The organism is Enterobacter sp. CM29, from assembly GCF_013179605.1.
Lineage (GTDB): Bacteria > Pseudomonadota > Gammaproteobacteria > Enterobacterales > Enterobacteriaceae > Enterobacter > Enterobacter intestinihominis.
On the sequence record NZ_JABMCU010000084.1, the window covers coordinates 1 to 18,105 of the forward strand.

Below are 18,105 nucleotides of genomic sequence, written 5' to 3' on the forward strand. Positions count from 1 at the left end.
GCCCCGGCCGGAAGGCAAACGCCTCAGCGATTTACAGCCGGACCAGGGCATCGCTGACAGCCCTCAGTCATTTAGAAAGCAACTTTATTGCTTCTGCATAAAAAAATTACTGGGGATCCCTCAGCCCTGTGGGAGAAGGGCAGAGTGAGGGCACAGCCCGCAGCGGAGTTTAGCGGCTAAAATGTCTGGTGATGGCGCCCTGTCCTGAAGCCGTCACAACCACCTCCCTGTACCCCGCCTCCCGCTGGATCCACCCTTTGCTTTCCAGATAAAGAAGTAGCGCTGCGCCGGCTTCGCCTCCGAGATGAAACCGCCGCTCGCTCCAGTCCAGGCAGGCGCAGCACGCTTTTCGGCGCGAATGAGCGCTTAACGAAACGCCGAGCTTCAGAAACTGCTCCCGACCATACGGCGTGAGCGCTGAACCGTCTGCCTCCAGCCAGCCTGCTGCCTGCATGAAATCGTAGATCTGCACCGCCACCGCGCCTGCGAGATGGTCGTAGCAGGTCCGGGCTTTACGCATGGCTTTCGGCGCGGTAGTTTCCGGCGGGGTAATGCGGCTCCACGAAAGCCCCATCATCTGTTCCACCAGCGCCGCCACGTCGTGCCCGGCAAGACGATAATAACGATGCCGCCCTTGCGACAGGCAGGTAATCAGTTTGCCGTCCATCAGCCGGGCGAGATGCCCGCTGGCGGTCGACGGCGCAACGTCTGCCGCCGCACTCAGTTCGGTGGCCGTCCACGCTCGCCCGTCCATTAGTGCACAGAGCATTTTCACGCGCGATGGATCGGCCATTGCAGCCGCTACAGCGGCAATGGCCTTTTCCAGCATCGCGCTGTTATCAGAGGGTAAGCTCGTCTTTAACATTCGTCGCCCAGGGTGTGGTGATCTCAGCGGCCAGCTTATCATCATCCGTCAGCAGAATAAGGTGATTCGCGTGGTCGCTGTACTGAGTCAGGATAGACACGCCCTTTGCGGCCAGCGCCGCCGCTATCTCGCCCAGCTCGCCAGGACGCTCCTGCTTAAGCTTTCTGATCACCGGCTTTCGCAGCGCCTGCACGGTAAACCCGGCGTCGAGCAGCACACGGCGGGCTTTTTCCCCGTCCTCCACCAGGAAATGGGCATCCGTACCGAAAACGCCGCCCCCCTCCAGCCCCACGCCGTTGCGGCCTAACAGCTGTCCAAAGCGCGCCAGCTCGCCGGGTCTGTCGCTAAAAATCACGTGAACGTCATACATCCGCGTGCCCTCTCGTTTCGGAGCTGTACTCCCGCACCAGCTGCGCCACGCGAATACGGTAGAAAGAAAAAATCGACTCCCGGCCTTCGGCCTGCGCGGCCTGATGGAGGACATTCTGCTTCCAGCGGCGGACGGCCTCTTCATCCCGCCACCAGGAAAGGGACAGGATTTTGCCGTCGATGCTCAGGCTCTGAAAACGTTCTATATCAATAAAGCCGTCGATGTCCGCCAGCAAAGGCTTGAGTTCAGCGGCAAGCTGCAGATAGCGCGCCTGATGATGAGGCTCCGCTTTGGCTTCAAAAAGGACTGCGATCATGGGTGTCTCTCCGTTGTGAGGGTGTGGAGAGAATGCAGGAGGAAAAACCACAATGCTTCGGTATGGAGCGAAGTGTTTGCCGGATGGCGCTGCGCTTATCCGGCCTACGGGCTCATGTAGGCCCGGTAAGCGTAGCGCCACCGGGCAGGGTTTAACCCACCATCGACTTCGACTCCATAAACGCCCCAATCCCCCACTCGCCTGGATTACGGGCGCTGATGGCGATGATCCGCGAGCGCGGAATTATTCCAGGTTAGCCTTGTTCAGACCGTAAGCCGCATCCAGCGCGCCCGGCTCCATGCGGGAGGTAATGCCCAGGCGATTCCAGGCGTTGATCGCTACGATGGCGAAGTTCAGCTCTGAAATCTCGACGTCCGAGAAGTGCTCCGCCACGCTGCGGTACAGCGCATCGCTCACACCATGTACGCCAATCTGGGTCAGCGCTTCGGTGAAGGCCAGCGCCGCTTTTTCACGGGCGCTAAACAGCGGGGACTCGCGCCAGGCCGCCAGATGGTACAGGCGCAGCTCGCGCTCACCGGCGATTTTAGCCTCTTTCGAGTGCATATCCAGACAGAAGGTGCAGCCGTTCAGCTGCGATACGCGAATGTCGATAAGGTGCTTAAGCGCCGGGTCGATGGAGGTTTTCGCCACCTCCATGCTCAGGGCAGAAAGCGCGTTGGCAAGTGCAGGTGTGGCTTTGTGGTGGTTTACGCGGGTGCTCATTGTCTTTCCTCTTTTTGTGCCGTTTTTTTCATGCGATAAGGCAAATCTACGCCGTTAATGACATAGTAAAAAGACACAAAAAGCGTGAAATGAGGTAGGACATGAAGCCGGGCTATCATGAGATTTATTCCCGTTATCGCGACAACATCACGCGCGGCGTGCTGAAGCCGGGCGATAAAGTGCCTGCCATCCGCGTGCTGGCGGAAGAGCTTAAGGTCGCGCGAAAAACCGTCGAGACGGCGTATGCCATTCTGACGGGCGAAGGGTATCTGGTAAGCCAGGGCGCGCGCGGGACGCGGGTGAACCCGGATCTTCTGCTGCCCGCGCAACACGCCCCCGCAGAACAAGCGACCGGCACGCTGCCGGCGTCGTTGATTAGCCAGCGCGAACGGGCCGGTTTTCTGCGCCCCGGCATTCCGGCGCTCGACAGCTTCCCCTATAAAAAATGGCTGCTGCTGGCGGGCCAGGCGACGCGCGCCATGCGTCAGGATGAAATGCTCAACCCGCCGGTGCTGGGCTGGTATCCGCTGCGCGAGGCGATTGCCCGCTATCTCAATATCTCGCGCGGGTTATCCTGCACCGCCGAACAGGTACTGATCACCAGCGGCTACAGCGGCAGCCTGCGCCTGATCCTCGACACGCTTGCCAGCCGCAGCGACAAGGTGGTGTTTGAGGATCCGGGCTATTTTATGGGCCAGCAGCTGCTCAAGCGGATCGTGCCCCGCCTGCACACCGTGCCGGTTGATCGCTGCGGCATTGATACGGACTACCTGCTCCGTCATCATCGCGACGCGCGTTTTGCCATCGTGACCCCGTCGCATCAGAGCCCGCTGGCGGTGACGCTCTCACTGCCGCGCAAGCAGCAGCTGCTCGACTGGGCGTCACAAAACGAGGCGTGGATTATCGAAGACGATTACGACGGGGAATTTCACTATACCCGCAAAGTGCTGCCGTCGATGAAAAGCCTCGACCAGCATGACAGGGTGATCTTTATGGGCACCTTCAGCAAAACCATTATGCCTTCACTGCGCATGGGCTACGTGGTGATGCCCGCCAGCACCGTCGGGACCTTTACCGACTGCGCGGACATTACCACCAGCGGCCAGCCGGTGCTGACGCAAAAAATCCTCACCGCATTTCTCAACGAAGGGCATTTTTTTCGTCATCTGAAAAAGATGCGCGCCCTGTATCAGATCCGCCGCGACTGGATGATTGCCGCCCTGCGTGAGGTCTATGGTGACCTGTTCTTCACCGAGCAAAACGACGGTGGAATGCATATTGTCGCGTTCCTCGCAAAGGGAAGCGCTGACCGGGAGATCGCCCGCTGCTGGCAGGAACAGCAACTACAGGTTAATGCGCTGTCGGAGTGGTATCGCGGGTCGGGCAAACGCTACGGGCTGGTGATGGGCTATAACAACGTGCGGTCATATCAGGAGGCGGTTGAGCTGCTGGAAAGGCCGAAACGGCAGACGCTTGCGCTGTTGAGTTGAAAACCGCCGGGTGGCGGCTGCGCCTTACCCGGCCTACGGTCTCCTGTAGGCCCGGTAAGCGTAGCGCCACCGGGCAACCCAATGCTTACACATCATATCGCGATAACCCAACGTCCTTGAGCTGCTCGTCGCTCATCTTGCTCAGAATGCGGCGGGTACGGTTGATGCGATACCAGTTACGCAGCGTTTTCGCTACCCAGACAAACGCGATAAACGGACGTTTTGAACGATTCTCGTAGAATTCCATGATGCTCTCCTCGCTGTGCCAGTGGGGTTATCATCATGGAAAACGGCCAGTACAATACAGATTCAAAAACTGCTTTTGTTTACCATACAGATCCGCTAAAACGGTATCTGCATGGCGTTTTATCTACCAATCTGTACTGGTTTATTAATCTGTATGGTGAAAACAAAGGATACAGCATGACGCGCTATCAACATCTGGCAAACCTACTGGCGGAACGTATCGAACAAGGGCTGTATCGCAGCGGCGAACGTCTGCCGTCGGTACGCACGCTGAGCCAGGAACACGGCGTGAGTATCAGCACCATACAGCAGGCCTACCAGATCCTCGAAAATCTCCAGCTGATCACGCCCCAGCCGCGCTCCGGTTATTTTGTCTCGAAACGCAAAGCGCAGCCGCCCGTACCGGCGATGACGCGCCCGGTGCAGCGCCCCGTGGACGTCACCCAGTGGGATGAGGTGATGATGCTGCTGGACGCCCGCGCCGACAAAGAGATGATCTCCTTTGGCGGCGGCTCGCCGGACATCAACCAGCCGAGCCTGAAGCCGCTGTGGCGCGAGATGAGCCGCATTGCGCAGCATAACCCTGGCGAAATGCTGAGCTATGACGTGCTCGATGGTCGTCTGGAGCTGCGCGAGCAGATCGCCCGCCTGATGCTGGACGGCGGCTCCACCGTGGCGGCAAACGAGATTGTGATCACCAACGGCTGCCACGGCGCGCTGTCGATCGCCCTGCTCTCGGTGTGCAAACCAGGGGACATCGTGGCGGTCGAGTCGCCGTCGTTTCACGGCACCATGCAGATGCTGCGCGGCTTCGACATCAAGGCGATTGAAATACCTACCGATCCCGAGACCGGGATCAGCATCGAGGCGTTAGAGCTGGCGCTGGAGCAGTGGCCGATCAAAGCGGTGATCCTGGTCCCCAACTGCAATAACCCGCTCGGGTTTATCATGCCGGAAGCGCGTAAAAAGCAGGTGCTGGCGCTCGCCCAGCGGCACGATATTGTGATAGTGGAGGATGATATCTACGGCGAGCTGGCCGCAGAGTACCCGCGCCCGCGCACCATTCACTCGATGGACATTGATGGCCGCGTGATCCTCTGCAGCTCCTTTACCAAAACCGTGGCGCCCGGGCTGCGCGTCGGCTGGATTGTGCCGGGGCGCTATTATGACCGGGTGATGCACATGAAATACGCCGCGGGCGGGTTTAACGTGCCGGGCACGCAGATGGCGGTGGCGGCGTTTATTCGCGACGGTCATTACCATCGCCACGTGCGGCGCATGCGCCAGATTTATCAGCAGAATATGGAGACCTACACCTGCTGGGTGCGGCAGTATTTTCCGGCAGAAATATGCGTTACCCGCCCGCAGGGCAGCTTCCTGCTGTGGGTCGAGCTGCCGGAGATGGTCGACATGGTGTGCGTCAGCAAGCAGCTGTGCCGTCTGAAGATCCAGGCTGCGGCCGGGTCGCTGTTTTCCGCCTCCGGTAAGTACCGCAACTGTCTGCGGATCAACGTGGCGCTGCCGCCGACGGATAAACATCGCGAGGCGTTGAAAAAGATGGGTGAGGCGATTGTGATTGCGATGGAGGGGTAGTGCGGCCTGTTGCCCTCACCCCGGCCCTCTCCCACAGGGAGAGGGTGAAAACCGATCCCGTAGGCCCGGTAAGCGCAGCGCCACCGGGCATTGGCTAACGACTCAGAACGTCCACGAAACGCTGCCGACAATGCTGCGCTCTGCACCGAAGTAGCAGTAAGAGAGCGAGTTACACGCCGCGACGTAGCTTCTGTCCGTCAGGTTATTGACGTTCAACTGCGCGCTCACGCCCGTGAGCCCCACTTTCGACAGGTCATACCCCACGGTCATATCCACCAGCGTGTACGACGGAAGCGTATGGGTGTTCTGGCGATCGCTGGCGATCCCGTTGACATAGCGCACGCCGGAGCCGACGGTCAGGCCGTCCAGAGGGCCGCTTTTGACGTCGTAACTCAGCCAGGCGCTGGCCATGTTACGCGGGGCATAAACGGCGCGCTTGCCCTCCTCTTCCGGGCTGCTCTTCTTGTAGCGAATATCCGTATAGGTGTAGGCCGCCTGCATGCGCAGGCTGTCGGTCAGCTGTCCAATCGCCTCCAGCTCAACGCCTTCGGATTCGATTTCACCGATGGAACGGTACGGATCGGTCGGCTCCTCTTTAGTGGCAATGTTCTTCTGGTTGATGCGGAACACCGAGGCGCTGAACTGGCTGTTCATCCCCTCCGGCTCATACTTCACGCCCGCTTCCCACTGCTTGCCCTTCATCGGATCCAGGATATTCCCCTGCTCGTCGGCAAAGCTGGTCGGCGTAAAGGCGGTGGAGTAACTGACGTACGGCGCGACGCCGTTATCAAACAGATACAGCAGCGCCGCGCGGCTGCTGAAGTTGTTTTTATCCAGATCGCTGCGGGTATGGTTGAAGTTGTCGACGTTCGACACGCTCACCTGGTCGTAACGCCCACCCAGCGTGAGGCGCCAGCGGTCAATGGACATCTGATCCTGCAGGTAGTAGCCGGTCTGGCGCAGCTTATGCTTTTCCCTGCTGTACTGGGTGATGTAGTCCGGCTTCGCGCTATAAGCAGGATGGAAAGCGTCAATCGGCGGGAAGCCGCCGTAGTAGCCGGTGACGTTGTTGGTGCGGTCCTGGTAGTCCATGCCGATCAGCACGCGGTGGTTCACCTCGCCGGTATCGAAGCTGCCGTCGACCTGGTTATCCAGGGTGATGGCGTTCATCTTCTCGTCGGAGCCGGAATAGCCCCGGTTCAGCTCGGTGTCGTTCAGCCAGCCTGCGGCATACACCTGGTTCAGCTCGACTTTGGTGTGCAGGTAGCGCAGCTTCTGACGCACGGCCCAGCCGCTGTCAAACAAGTGCTCGATGTTATAACCGACCATGTTTTCCCGACGATCGTACTTGTCGTAATCGTCTTCACCTTCAAAAAAGGTGTTGGAGATTTTCTTACCGCTGTGCGGCACGACGGTGCCCTCATACGGCAGGCCGGAGTGGCTGCCGCCTTCCGGATCGCGGTGCAGGTAGGCCATCAGATCCAGACGGGTATTATCGGTGATACGCCAGGTCAGGCTCGGCATCAGCGCGTAACGCTCTTCTTTGAGCGGATCGAACTGGGAATCGGCATAGCGGGTCATCCCGCTGAGGCGCACCGCCACGCGGTCGTTATCATCAACCGGGCCGGTCACGTCGAACATCGCCCCGCGCTGGTTATTGTTACCGGCGAAGAGCTTGATCTCCCCGCCCGGATCGAACGATGGCTTACGGGAGGTGAGCGCCACGATGCCGCCCGGCGATGAGCGACCGTACAGCACGGAGGCCGGGCCGCGCACGACTTCGATACTGTCCAGGAACCACGGATCAACCACCAGCGAGCTGTGGGAATTGGTGTCGCCCATCATCTTCAGTCCGTCGAGGTAGACGTTGTCCAGGCTGCCGTCCGAGAAGCCGCGCAGCACCATGTAGTCGAAGCGGTTTGATGCCCCAATCTGGTTGCTGTAGACCCCCGGCGTGTAGCTCACGGCCTGACGCACGCTGGTTGCGCCCTGCTCTTCGAACTGCTCGCGGGTGACGATAGAGACCGATTGCGGGGTTTCAATATCCGGCGTTTCAAGCTTGGTGGCCGCAGACTGCATCTGCGAGGTCACCACCACGGTGTCAGTTTTTTGGGCATCCTGCGCCAGTAAAGGAAAAGCGACGCTACCGGTAACCCATCCCACCAGCAGTGCCAGACGCGATTTAGCAAACATAACCCTCTCCAGAGATATTTCTTATTGTTAATAAGAATTATTACCTTTTTGAGGGTGCAAACAGCTATGCGCGCCGCCAGGTTATGTATGCGCGATGCTAAACCGCACGGGATACGTTCGCGCGATGGACAAAATTACGTTAGCGGAGTTTGCGCACGTCACCCGGTGAAATCCCGTAATGACGACGAAACGCGGTGGCGAAGTTGGTGGCATGCTGATACCCGCACATCCACGCCGCCTGCTGTACGCTGTGGCCTTCCAGCAGATAGCGACGCGCCAGCGCAAGGCGACAGTCGCGGAGATAATCGAAGAGTGTGCAGCCGTAGCGTTGACGGAACTTGCTGCGCAGGCTGCTTGGGCTCATGGCAGCAAGGGCTGCCAGCTGCGCGAGTGTATGGTCACGTTCAGGAGACTGTTCCAGCAGGCACCGGACGCGTTCCAGACGCGCATGCTCAGGGCGGCTCGGACAGGGCAGCTGGCACTGGTTCAGGCCGTGGCCGAGCAGCTGGTACATGAGCCCCTCCAGCAACAGCTTACGCGAGAGCACGCTTCCCCCCTGCCGCTGTGCATGCTGAATGCCTGACATCACAAACTCGGGAACGTGCCAGACAAACGCGGGGGTATTCAGGCTTTGCCATTCCAGCAGCAGCGACTCAAGCAGGGCTTCACGTCCGGCATCGTGCGGGTACACACCAAACGAGAGCGTTTTCAGCGTGCTGTCAGCATCGTGACGCGCGCTCATCACCTGATCTTCACTCAGACGCGAGCTGAACGCCATGCCCGGGCGGACGGGATAATCGATACCATTGAGCGTGAGCGTCACGCACCCTTCCAGCACCACCAGCATATAAAGCGGGCTGCTGTGGCGAGAGGTGGTTTCATAGGGCTGTAATACACGTACGTCGGAATGGGTCAGTGAAATGCCGGACGAGAGCGTCATCTCTTCAACATTCCCCTGCAACACGGGGCTGCCGCTGACCTGCTCATCTTTTAGCTGCGGGAAACGGTAGTCGATGCCGTAGCGCTCGCCGAATATTTGAAAATCCTCAACAAAAAATATGCGCTTCGCTGATGTATTTTCACTCTGGAGCATAATTCGGAGCCTGCATCGGGGAAAGGACAGGCAAAACAGTACCATTCATTTGCCATGGCAGCAATCACCGGGCGCAGACACTATTACGCTCCGGACGAAGCCGGAGCGAAGGCGTATATTTCTTTACGAGAAATATATTTATGCTTCCTGCCACTCAGCAAAAACCTCTTTATGGTTTTTGGTCAGGACAACTTTATTATCTTCGACCTTATCGACCCAGCCGAGAGGAATAAAGTGGTGCTTGCCGCCTGATTCCGGGTCGCTCTTCGCAAGCTTGATACGCTCACCATCAAGATGGTCTACAACCCCGACATGCGTTCCGCAGCTGGCGACAACCTGAGTGTGATCCTTAATTGCGCTTTTATCTACCATATTCATTCTCCTGTTTCGGTTATTTGCCTGTTGCACGAAATTAACTGTAGCGCATAAATTCGGACCTGAAATGCGTATTAGCATTTTGAAACATCATTGACAGAACCGAATATTATGTCTATTTAGCGCCGAATTGAAAAAAATAAGAATGAGATGAATTATTAGCGACTGATTATTTCCCGTTCATAATTAAAGTATCGCAACCAACGAGGAGGTATTTATGACGATTCGCAACAATCGGACAGAAATTTCGCTGGCTCTTGGTGAAGCGGTCTTAGACATCGTGCAAAAAGGCCATGAGGTATCGCGAGAAAATCTCGCCCAGGCGATGAAAATTAAAGCGGAAAAAGAGCGCGACGATGAGCGGCTTCTGAACTACTGGAAGGCCTGTAATATGCTGGTTTAAACGTAGCGGCGTTTAGTCTGACTAAACGCCGCAGTCTGTTACTCGTCGAAGTACCAGTATCCCTGGTTAATCAATCCGGTCAGCTCTTCCACAAACGCCGGATTATTTAGCGCATCGCCCAGCTCGGCCTGGCCGAGCTGGGTGTAGCGGGACAGCGCGTCCGCCCCGTTCACATCCGCCGTCTCCAGCTGTTCGCTGTTGATAAAGAAGCTGCCGTTGACGTTCAGCACGCGCAGCCCGCTCAGGCGTGAAAGCGTTTCGCCCCCTTGCAGCGCGTCGAGCACCTCGTCTGCGGAATACGGCGGCTCGGCGGCGGCAATATCCAGCTCGTGACGCGGCGTGGAGACGAAGCTGCCGAACCATTTTGTAAAATCATCCGGCTTGCTAATCATGTCGATCATCATCTGGCGAATGCGATCGAGCTCGTACTGCTCCACGCGGCCCGGGTGTTCGCGGCAGGTCAGATCCGGATCGCTGTAGTGCTCGCCACCCAGATCGTTTTCCAGCGCGTAATCGGCAAAGCTGCTGATCAGATCGCGACCGTTCGGCCCGCGGAAACCGACAGAGTAGTTGAGCGCGGTTTCATGGGTGAAGCCGTCATGCGGGAATCCAGGCGGAATATAGAGGATATCGCCCGGGGCCAGATCTTCGTCAATGATTGGCTCAAACGGATCGACGTGCAGCAGGGCCGGATGCGGACAGAACTGACGCATCGGCAGCTTGTCACCCACGCGCCAGCGACGGCTGCCCATCCCCTGAATAATAAACACATCGTACTGATCGATATGCGGCCCAACGCCGCCGCCCGGGACGGAGAAGGAGATCATCAGGTCATCGAGACGCCAGTCCGGCAGGACGCGGAACGGACACACCAGCTCTGCGGCGGGCATATGCCAGTGGTTCACCGCCTGCGCCAGCAGAGACCAGCCGGTTTCACCGAGGTTATCGAAATGCTCAAACGGGCCATTGCTCGCCTGCCACTTGCCGTTAGCATGGCTTACCAGGCGGCTATCGACTTCCGGCTCCATCGCCAGACCCGCCAGTTCATCAGGGGTAATGGGGTCGACAAAATTCGGGAAGGCATTTTTCAGCACAACGGGTTGTTTTTGCCAGTATTTCTCAAGAAATTCCGGCCAGTCGAGGTTCAGTTGATACGCCATGGTTAGCACCAGTGAGAGGGGAGACAGGCGCGATTATAGAAGAGACAGCCAGGGGGGAACTTGTCATGGGTCAATCGAGCGCGCGTAGGTCGGGTAAGGCGAAGCCGTCACCCGACGCACGCGCGGGCAAAACTTAATCCAGGTTCAGCTCGTCATAATGGGTGATCAGTTTGCCCACGATGCCGTAGTCCAGCGCTTCCGCCGGTGACATCCAGAAGTTACGGTCGGTGTCCTTCTTCACTTTCTCCAGCGGCTGGCCGGTGGCGTCAGCAATCAGTTTGTTTACGCGTTCCAGCATGCGGATAATCTCGCGCGCTTCGATTTCGATATCCGTTGCCTGACCGCGCACGCCGCCCAGCGGCTGGTGGATCATAAAGCGGGTATTCGGCAGCGAGTAGCGGTGCTCTTTTTTCGCCGCCAGGAAGATGGTGATCCCGGCGCTTGCCACCCAGCCGGTGCCAATGACGTGCACTTCCGGTCGGATAAACTTAATGAAGTCGTGGATGGTGTCGCCCGCTTCCACGTGGCCGCCCTGGCTGTTGATGTACAGCTTGATCGGATCGTTGCTGACGCTTTGCAGCAGGATCATCTGAGTGATGACTTTCTGGGCCAGCTCCTGGTTGATCTCACCGGAGATGACAATCGAACGGGATTCCAGCAGTTTTTGCTGTAGAGCGCCCGCGCCGCTTGTTCCTTCCGCTTTTTCTTTATCGTCACTGCTTTTCAGTGTGTAGTGCATCGTTATGTCCTCAGCTTGTCGCGCTCAAAATCAGAGTGTAGCCTGTTTTACCCGTCGGCGTCCTCACACAAAACATCGTGGCTCAGGATGAATATCGCCTGTGTCACGCTCTGGCTTCGCAGCCGGAAAGGTCTCTAAAAACAGCGTTCCGATCCTAACCAATTCGCCATATTTTTATTACACTTTCATATCATCTTCATATTGCCGAATGATAATAATTATTAATGTGTTAGTATGAATGAGGATAGCAAACAGTCGCTTACGTTCAAAAAGGCGCATTTTATTCTCGATGGTTTACTGATCACACCGGGGCGGTGAATGGAACACATTGTTTATGTGGTTGATGACGATGACGCTGTCAGGCAGTCCGTTGTTGGGCTGCTGGAATCAGCGGATATACACGCCCTTGGCTTTTCCTCAGCAGAAGCCTTTCTCAGCCATCCCTTTGAGGATCTGCCCTCCTGCGTGATTCTCGATATGCAGATGCCCACGATCACCGGGTTTGATGTCGCAGATGCGCTGAAAGCCAACGGGCGAGAAATACCGATCATTTTTCTCACCGGTCACGGCACCATCCCTATGTCCGTCCGGGCGATCAAAGGCGGGGCCTACGAATTTCTCACTAAACCCGTTGAATCCAGCGCCCTCATTGGCTCTATCGAATCCGCGCTCAGGCTGGCACAGCACAACGCCGCCCGCGTCAAAGAGCACTACGCCCTGAAACAGCGCCACATGTCCCTCACGCCGCGCGAGCATGAAGTGCTTGAGCTGGCCATCAGCGGCAAGCTCAACAAGCAGATTGCCGCCGAGCTGGGCGTCAGTGAGATTACGGTGAAAGTGCACCGCCGCCGGGTGATGGAGAAAATGCAGGTCCGCTCCGTAGCCGAGCTGGTCAGGGCCGTCGAGCGCCTGACCAAACATCAGCCAGCGGAATAACCGTTACGCCTCCTGTCCGGCAAGCGGCAACGCGAAGGTAAACACCGTGCCGTACGGCTCTCTGCGGCGCGCGCTCAGTTTTCCCCGATGCCGTTCAATGATGCTGGCGCTGATGGTCAGCCCCATCCCCATTCCCTGCGCTTTGGTCGAATAGAACGAGTCAAAGATCCGCTCGGTGAGCTCCGGCTCAATGCCGCTGCCGGTATCGGCGATCTCAAAGATCACCTTCCCTTCGGCGCAGTTCGCGGTGGCGATCGTGATGCAGCACGGGCGATCCGTCACTTCCGCCATCGCTTCCATCGCATTCATCACCAGGTTAAGCAGCACCTGCTGGATCTGCACGCTGTCGCCGATGATAAAGCTGTCGTCAGCGTTCAGGAGATAATCAACGCTTATGTGTCGCAGCTCAAGTTCGCTGCGGGAGAGCATAATGATGTGGTGGATCAGGAAGTGCAGATCGATTCGCGTAAACGTGGGGTCCTGTTTGCGCGTCAGAGATTGAATGCTGCGGATGATCTCCCCTGCCCGCTCGCCCTCGGCGGCGATCTCCTCCAGCCCCTCGCGCACTTTGTCCAGCCGCGCCGGATCGCGGTTGAGCCAGCGCAGGCTCGCGCCGGCGTTCGAGACAATCGACATCAGCGGCTGGTTGATCTCGTGCGCGATCGAGGAGGTCAGTTGCCCGACGGTGGTGGCCCGTGAGACTCGCGCCAGATCCGCCTGCGCCACCCGCATCGCATCTTCCGCCGCCCGCTGGCTGGTGATGTCGGTAATGATGCCGTAATACTCATTCACCTCGCTGCCCACGCCCACCGGATCGCCAATCCCGAGGATGTAGCGAACGGAGCCGTCGGTGCGGATAATGCGAAACTCCGCGCGCATCGACAGCCCGTCACGCACGCTCTGATTAACGAGGTTACCGATCCGGCCATAATCATCCTCATGCACGAAGGTCAAAAACTCCGCCATTGAGATCATCTTTTGCTGCTCCGGCAGGCCAAGAATACGGGCGTACTCTTCGGACATAAACATCAGATCCTGCACCAGCTCCCAGCGCCAGCTGCCGGTATGGCTGATCTGCTCACCCAGCATCAGCGAGGTCTGGCTGGCGCGCAGCTCTTTCTCCACCCGTCGGCGGTGGATGTTTTCCGCCAGCAGCTCGGCGTAGAGCCGTGCCGTCTCCAGCGAAACCGCCGCCTGCGCGCCCAGCAGGCTGACCACGCGCGAATGTTCGGCGGTAAACACTTCCGGCATCAGGCGGTTTTCCAGATACAGCACCCCCACCAGTCGCGCCTGTTTGAACATCGGGACACACATCACGGCGGCGCCGGACGTCACCAGATAAGGATCCTGGCTGAACGGGTGAAATTCCTCCGGTTTGCCGGTGCGGATCTCCTGCCCGGTGCGGATCACCGCGGCCAGCACCGACAGCGGCATGTCCGTCGCCATCGGTGTCTCTTTCAGGATGCGAACCCGCACCCCGTCGGTGCTGGTCCAGGCGCTGGCTTCGATCTCCGGGATGTGATTATCGCTGACGCGAAGCAGCAGGCCACGCTGCGCCCCGGCCCGTTCAAGCAGCAGCGTCATCAGGTTTTCAATTAAACGCTCGAGGTTGATTTCTTCGGACAAGGCGCGTGAGGCTTTGATGACGCTCTGTAAATCGCGGATCACCTCGTTCTGGGCAAATGCCACGGTGTCGTACGCGCGGCTCTGCCCGGAGGCCAGCAGATGCGGGAAATCCTGCTCCAGCTGACGCACCTTGGCCTGCGCCCCGGCACGGCCCCAGGCGGCAATCGAACCGCGGAAATGGGCGTCGGAGGCGGTCGGGTAGCCGCAGGCCAGCGAGAAACGCCCTGCCAGCTCGTGGGCCAGGGCATTGATCGGGTTAAACCCGCCCTCCCGCGAGAGCCGCACCGCCTTTTCATACTGCTCCAGCGCGATGCTGTTCATGCCGTCCAGACGGACGATTTCGGCATAAATCAGCGCCTCTTTATCGGCAAACGTGCCCGGATTGATCCGCGCCCAGAGGGCAATTTTATCGTAATGGTGATGAATACTGCGGCGATAATCCGCCGAGAAGGTCTCCGGCGTAAGCTGGCGGGAGAGCGCCAGCGCGCTGTAAAAATGGTAATCCAGCAGATGGATATGGCCCGGCGCGGACCACGCATACCAGCCCGCCCTCTCTAAATCCGCCTGCGCGTCGGCGTATTCGCCGCAGGTAAAGTGCGCCATCCCGCGATAGAGCCAGTACCAGAACAGCATGGTCGAGGTCTGCTCGGGCGCCTGCTCCGGCGGTGCGGGCAGCAGATCGTCAGGCAGCGCCTGGGCGGCGCTCCATGTGCCCGTCACCGGCGTGCGTAAAAACTCCACGTAGCGGCGCTGAATGTGCAGAACGGTTTCAATGTCCTGATAATCCGTTTTACGCACAAAAGCCAGACCGCGATCGATGCTGGTCAACACGCCGTCCAGATGATCGCCCCGGGAGAGGAAGTTAATGATCTGATGACAGGCCGCGAAGCAGGCCATCGTCATGTCGCCGTGGGTCACCGCCGAGGTAAAGCAGGCCTTGGCGCACTCGATAGTGTACGACAGCGGCTGGGTCCAGACGCTGAGCTGGTCGAGCGGCAGCAGGGTTTTAGCTTCATAGGCATCATAGCCGTGGCGGTTCACCAGCTCGCGAGCCAGCGTGCCGTACTCAAACCCGAGACGGTATTCGGCGTAGCGGTGGCCAATCAGCACGCCAAACCAGGCCATCGCCGTGGTGGATGCGCCGGTTATGCCGCGATCGAGCGTGAGGTGCATCATCCGGCACAGGAGTAAAAAGTGCAGGCGCGGGCAGGTAAAGCTGGCGAAAATACTGGCGCTGTAAAGCAGGTTCATTACCGCTTCGGTCTCCGCGCTCTCCATCAGCTTAAGCTGAGTAAACGGGTTCTGCGGCGCGTCGGCGGTGCGTTGACAGAACTGCTGCCAGGCCTCGTCACATTCGGCATTTTCCGGGTAGCGGCTGATCTGGATCCCGAACACGCCCAGCCAGCATAACGACGCCTCCAGCGCCAGGCGGATCTCCGACTGGCGCATATAGACTTCCGCCAGCAGGTTAGCGGCCAGCGCTTTCTCCGTCAGCCCGCCCGGTGAGCCGAGGATCGTATCGCACAGCGCGCGCGTGCGCTCCAGGTGCCCGAGCGCGAACTCACAGCCCGCCTCTTCGATATCCAGCATAAAGTCCGAGACCGGACCCGCGTTCCCCAGCGCTCTGGCGGTCTGGATGTAACTTAAGGCGGAAAGGTAATCGCCGGTACGCTTCGCACGCCGCGCGGCCTGGAGGCTCAGCTCACGGAATCTCTGGCGCTGCGGCGCAGGCTGGATGCAGTCCAGCGCGGCGCTGACGTGGTGAACCGCGCGGAACAGCAGTTCGTTACCCGCCGTCTGCCGCGCGGCATCCGCCAGCAGGCTGGCGGTGGTCAGGTGCAGATGGCTTTTCTCGCCCTCATCCAGCAGGGCAAAGGCGGCTTCCTGCACCCGATCGTGGGTAAAAGCGTACTCTTTCTCCGTCAGCACTATCAGCTGAGCGGTAACCGCCGGATGAAGGGCGTAGCGGATTTCCGCCGCCGACTGCCCCACCACGCGGCACAGCATCTCCAGCTCGCCCGTGCAGCCGAGGCAGGCGATGCTGCCCAGCAGGCGGCGCGTCTCGTCGGGCATCTCCTTGAGCTGTTCAAGCACCAGCGTCACCACGTTCTCGGTGTAATGCCGGGCGCGGATGGCCTGGAGATCGTAATGCCATTTCCCCTGATATTTGTTGTGCACCACCAGTCCGTCATCGACGATGCGGCGGAAAAATTCCTGAACGAACAGCGGGTTGCCGCCGGTTTTTTCATGGATCAGCGTGGCAAGATCGGAGGTGCCGGTACTGCGGGCATGAAAAATCCCCCCGAGCCAGCGTGCCACGGCCTTCACCGACAGCGGCTGCGGCACGATCGTCATGGCATGCTGCGCCGCCTCCGGCAGGCTCGCCAGCGCGGTTTGCAAGCTGGGATCAGAAAGCGAACTGAGATCGCGGTGCGCCACCACCACCAGCAGCGGGATGGCGCCGCAGGCGCGCAGCAGGTGATCGAGCGTTTGCAGGCTGGCGGCGTCGATCCACTGCACATCATCCAGCAGCAGCACCAGCGGCGCGCCCTGGGTGGCGAAGGTTTTCACCAGCGCCAGCACCATATGGCTGAAGCGCGCCCGCGCGTCGATGGAAAATGTATCCGCAGAGAAACGCGGTTTATTCTCAAGAAATAAATTCAGCTCCGGCACCAGGCTGACAGCCAGCTCCTCGAAGCCTTCCAGCGCGCGCGACAGGCGGGTTTTCCACGTCGCCACCTCCCCGGCTGGCAGCCCGAGCAGGTGCAGCGTGAGCGTCCGAAACGCCGAACTCAGCACGCCGTAGGGCAGCGTGGGAGAGTATTGATCGACCTTGCCCACCGCCAGCAGCACCTTGCGCTGTTGCAGCGATTTCAGCGTGGTGGCGATCACGGAAGATTTGCCGATCCCCGACGGACCGCCAATCGTCACCAGTTCCGGCGCACCGCTCTGGCTGACCAGCTCAAACGCGGCGATGACGTCGCTGGCCTGCGGATGCGCAGAGAAAAGCGAATCGGCAAGATGGATCGCCGGAGAGCGATCCTGCTGGCCGGGAATAAAGTCGACGATCTCACCTTCGGCGGTCAGCGTCGCCTGGCAGCGCCTGAGGTCGGCAATCAGCCCGTCGACGGTCTGATAGCGATTCTCCGGATTCTTCTCCAGCAACTTAAGGATAATGGTCGACAGCATGCCGGGTACGTCCGGACGCACCCGGCCCGGCGCAAGCGGCTCGGAGGCAATGTGGTAATGCGCCCAGTTAGTCTGGTCATCAGCGCTCAGTTCAAACGGCAATCGCCCGGTCAGAAGTTCATAAAGCACGATACCCAGACTGTAGAGATCGCTCCGGCTGTCGACGGCGCGCCGGGTACGCGTGGTGTGTTCCGGTGACATGTAGGCGGGCGTGCCGCCAGACGCGGCAAGCCGGGACTGCGAGAATGCGTCGGAGGTGGCGCAGGAAAGACCAAAGCTGCACAGACGGCTGGTGGCGTCGTGATGAACGAAGATCGACCCGGGTTTGATATCGCCGTGGATCAGGTTGTGCAGATGCATCTGGCGCAGGGGACCGCAGATGCGGATCGCCATCTCGATAAAGCGGGCGATCCCGGAAATCGCCTTACCTGCCCGGCACGCCAGCAGTTCAAAGCAGAACGGCGCGTAGACCAGCGCAAAACGTCCGCGGTACTGGGTTGAAGCGACGGGCCGGATAGCCCAGCCGTCATGAAGTCGATCGCGCAGGGCAAACTCGTTTTTAAGCAGCCGCGTTGCCCGCTCCTCTTCTTCATCGCTGACCGCGGTGGCAATAATAAACGAACCGCCGGACTGGGGATGCCGCCCGTTCATCCAGGAGATGCCGCCCTCCTGCGCCAGCACGGTAAAAATAACATCCTCTTTCAGAACAAAAGCCCGCCCTTCATGGAGACTTCCCCGGGCGGGCCAAAATGCAGGCGACGTTTGTTCGTTCATCCGCGATCCTTATT

At 59.1% G+C, this 18,105-nt stretch carries 15 protein-coding genes; 4 read left to right on the forward strand and 11 right to left on the reverse strand.

Going from position 1 to position 18,105, the window contains the following annotated elements; translation table 11 throughout:
- Positions 1-169 precede the first annotated feature (169 nt).
- From HP459_RS12225 to HP459_RS12240, 4 genes are all read right to left on the reverse strand, one after another.
- Positions 170-865, reverse strand: coding sequence for a helix-turn-helix transcriptional regulator (locus HP459_RS12225; protein ID WP_171936259.1), 696 nt, complete (start codon positions 863-865; stop codon positions 170-172).
- A complete protein-coding gene (locus HP459_RS12230) occupies positions 840-1,235 on the reverse strand; it encodes an amino acid-binding ACT protein (RefSeq protein ID WP_022646936.1) in 396 nt (131 codons plus the stop codon). The genes HP459_RS12225 and HP459_RS12230 overlap by 26 nt, the downstream gene beginning before the upstream one ends.
- Positions 1,228-1,551, reverse strand: a complete 324-nt coding sequence (locus HP459_RS12235; RefSeq protein ID WP_171936260.1) for an antibiotic biosynthesis monooxygenase — start codon at positions 1,549-1,551, stop codon at positions 1,228-1,230. The genes HP459_RS12230 and HP459_RS12235 overlap by 8 nt, the downstream gene beginning before the upstream one ends.
- Positions 1,552-1,794: 243 nt before the next feature.
- Entirely contained in the window at positions 1,795-2,274 is a 480-nt protein-coding gene (locus tag HP459_RS12240; protein WP_022646934.1) for a carboxymuconolactone decarboxylase family protein, read from the reverse strand.
- 101 nt (positions 2,275-2,375) lie between these two features.
- Between HP459_RS12240 and HP459_RS12245 the strand changes: the two genes are divergently transcribed.
- A complete protein-coding gene (locus tag HP459_RS12245) occupies positions 2,376-3,764 on the forward strand; it encodes a PLP-dependent aminotransferase family protein (RefSeq protein WP_045621752.1) in 1,389 nt (462 codons plus the stop codon).
- 85 nt (positions 3,765-3,849) lie between these two features.
- On the opposite strand, the gene HP459_RS12250 is transcribed toward HP459_RS12245, so the two are convergent.
- Positions 3,850-4,011: a DUF1127 domain-containing protein gene (locus tag HP459_RS12250; RefSeq protein ID WP_154850282.1), complete on the reverse strand. Its 162-nt coding sequence runs from the start codon at positions 4,009-4,011 to the stop codon at positions 3,850-3,852.
- Between the two features lie 176 nt (positions 4,012-4,187).
- Between HP459_RS12250 and HP459_RS12255 the strand changes: the two genes are divergently transcribed.
- Positions 4,188-5,603, forward strand: a complete 1,416-nt coding sequence (locus tag HP459_RS12255) for a PLP-dependent aminotransferase family protein (RefSeq protein WP_023305386.1) — start codon at positions 4,188-4,190, stop codon at positions 5,601-5,603.
- Between the two features lie 102 nt (positions 5,604-5,705).
- Here HP459_RS12255 and foxA read toward each other — a convergent pair whose 3' ends face one another.
- The 3 genes from foxA to HP459_RS12270 all read right to left on the reverse strand — a co-directional run bounded on the left by foxA (position 5,706) and on the right by HP459_RS12270 (position 9,261).
- Entirely contained in the window at positions 5,706-7,814 is a 2,109-nt protein-coding gene (gene foxA / locus HP459_RS12260; protein WP_171936263.1) for a ferrioxamine B receptor FoxA, read from the reverse strand.
- 121 nt (positions 7,815-7,935) lie between these two features.
- Positions 7,936-8,889, reverse strand: coding sequence for an AraC family transcriptional regulator (locus HP459_RS12265; RefSeq protein ID WP_022646930.1), 954 nt, complete (start codon positions 8,887-8,889; stop codon positions 7,936-7,938).
- A gap of 138 nt (positions 8,890-9,027) precedes the next feature.
- Complete coding sequence (locus HP459_RS12270; RefSeq protein ID WP_003863067.1) at positions 9,028-9,261, reverse strand: DUF2171 domain-containing protein; 234 nt, start codon at positions 9,259-9,261, stop codon at positions 9,028-9,030.
- A gap of 220 nt (positions 9,262-9,481) precedes the next feature.
- On the opposite strand from HP459_RS12270, the gene HP459_RS12275 reads away from it, so the two are divergent.
- Entirely contained in the window at positions 9,482-9,667 is a 186-nt protein-coding gene (locus HP459_RS12275) for a hypothetical protein (RefSeq protein WP_010427252.1), read from the forward strand.
- A gap of 38 nt (positions 9,668-9,705) precedes the next feature.
- Here the strand turns inward: HP459_RS12275 and HP459_RS12280 are convergent, their stop codons facing one another.
- Positions 9,706-10,827 carry a cupin domain-containing protein gene (locus HP459_RS12280; protein WP_171936261.1) on the reverse strand — a complete coding sequence of 374 codons (1,122 nt, stop codon included), beginning with the start codon at positions 10,825-10,827 and terminating at the stop codon, positions 9,706-9,708.
- 133 nt (positions 10,828-10,960) lie between these two features.
- Positions 10,961-11,566, reverse strand: a complete 606-nt coding sequence (locus HP459_RS12285; RefSeq protein ID WP_022646928.1) for an ATP-dependent Clp protease proteolytic subunit — start codon at positions 11,564-11,566, stop codon at positions 10,961-10,963.
- 318 nt (positions 11,567-11,884) lie between these two features.
- Between HP459_RS12285 and HP459_RS12290 the strand changes: the two genes are divergently transcribed.
- The gene (locus HP459_RS12290; RefSeq protein WP_022646926.1) at positions 11,885-12,502 is read left to right on the forward strand and encodes a response regulator transcription factor; all 618 of its coding nucleotides are present in this window, start codon (positions 11,885-11,887) and stop codon (positions 12,500-12,502) included.
- A 3-nt stretch (positions 12,503-12,505) separates the two neighbouring features.
- On the opposite strand, the gene HP459_RS12295 is transcribed toward HP459_RS12290, so the two are convergent.
- Positions 12,506-18,091 carry an ATP-binding sensor histidine kinase gene (locus HP459_RS12295; RefSeq protein ID WP_171936262.1) on the reverse strand — a complete coding sequence of 1,862 codons (5,586 nt, stop codon included), beginning with the start codon at positions 18,089-18,091 and terminating at the stop codon, positions 12,506-12,508.
- Positions 18,092-18,105: the final 14 nt, after the last annotated feature.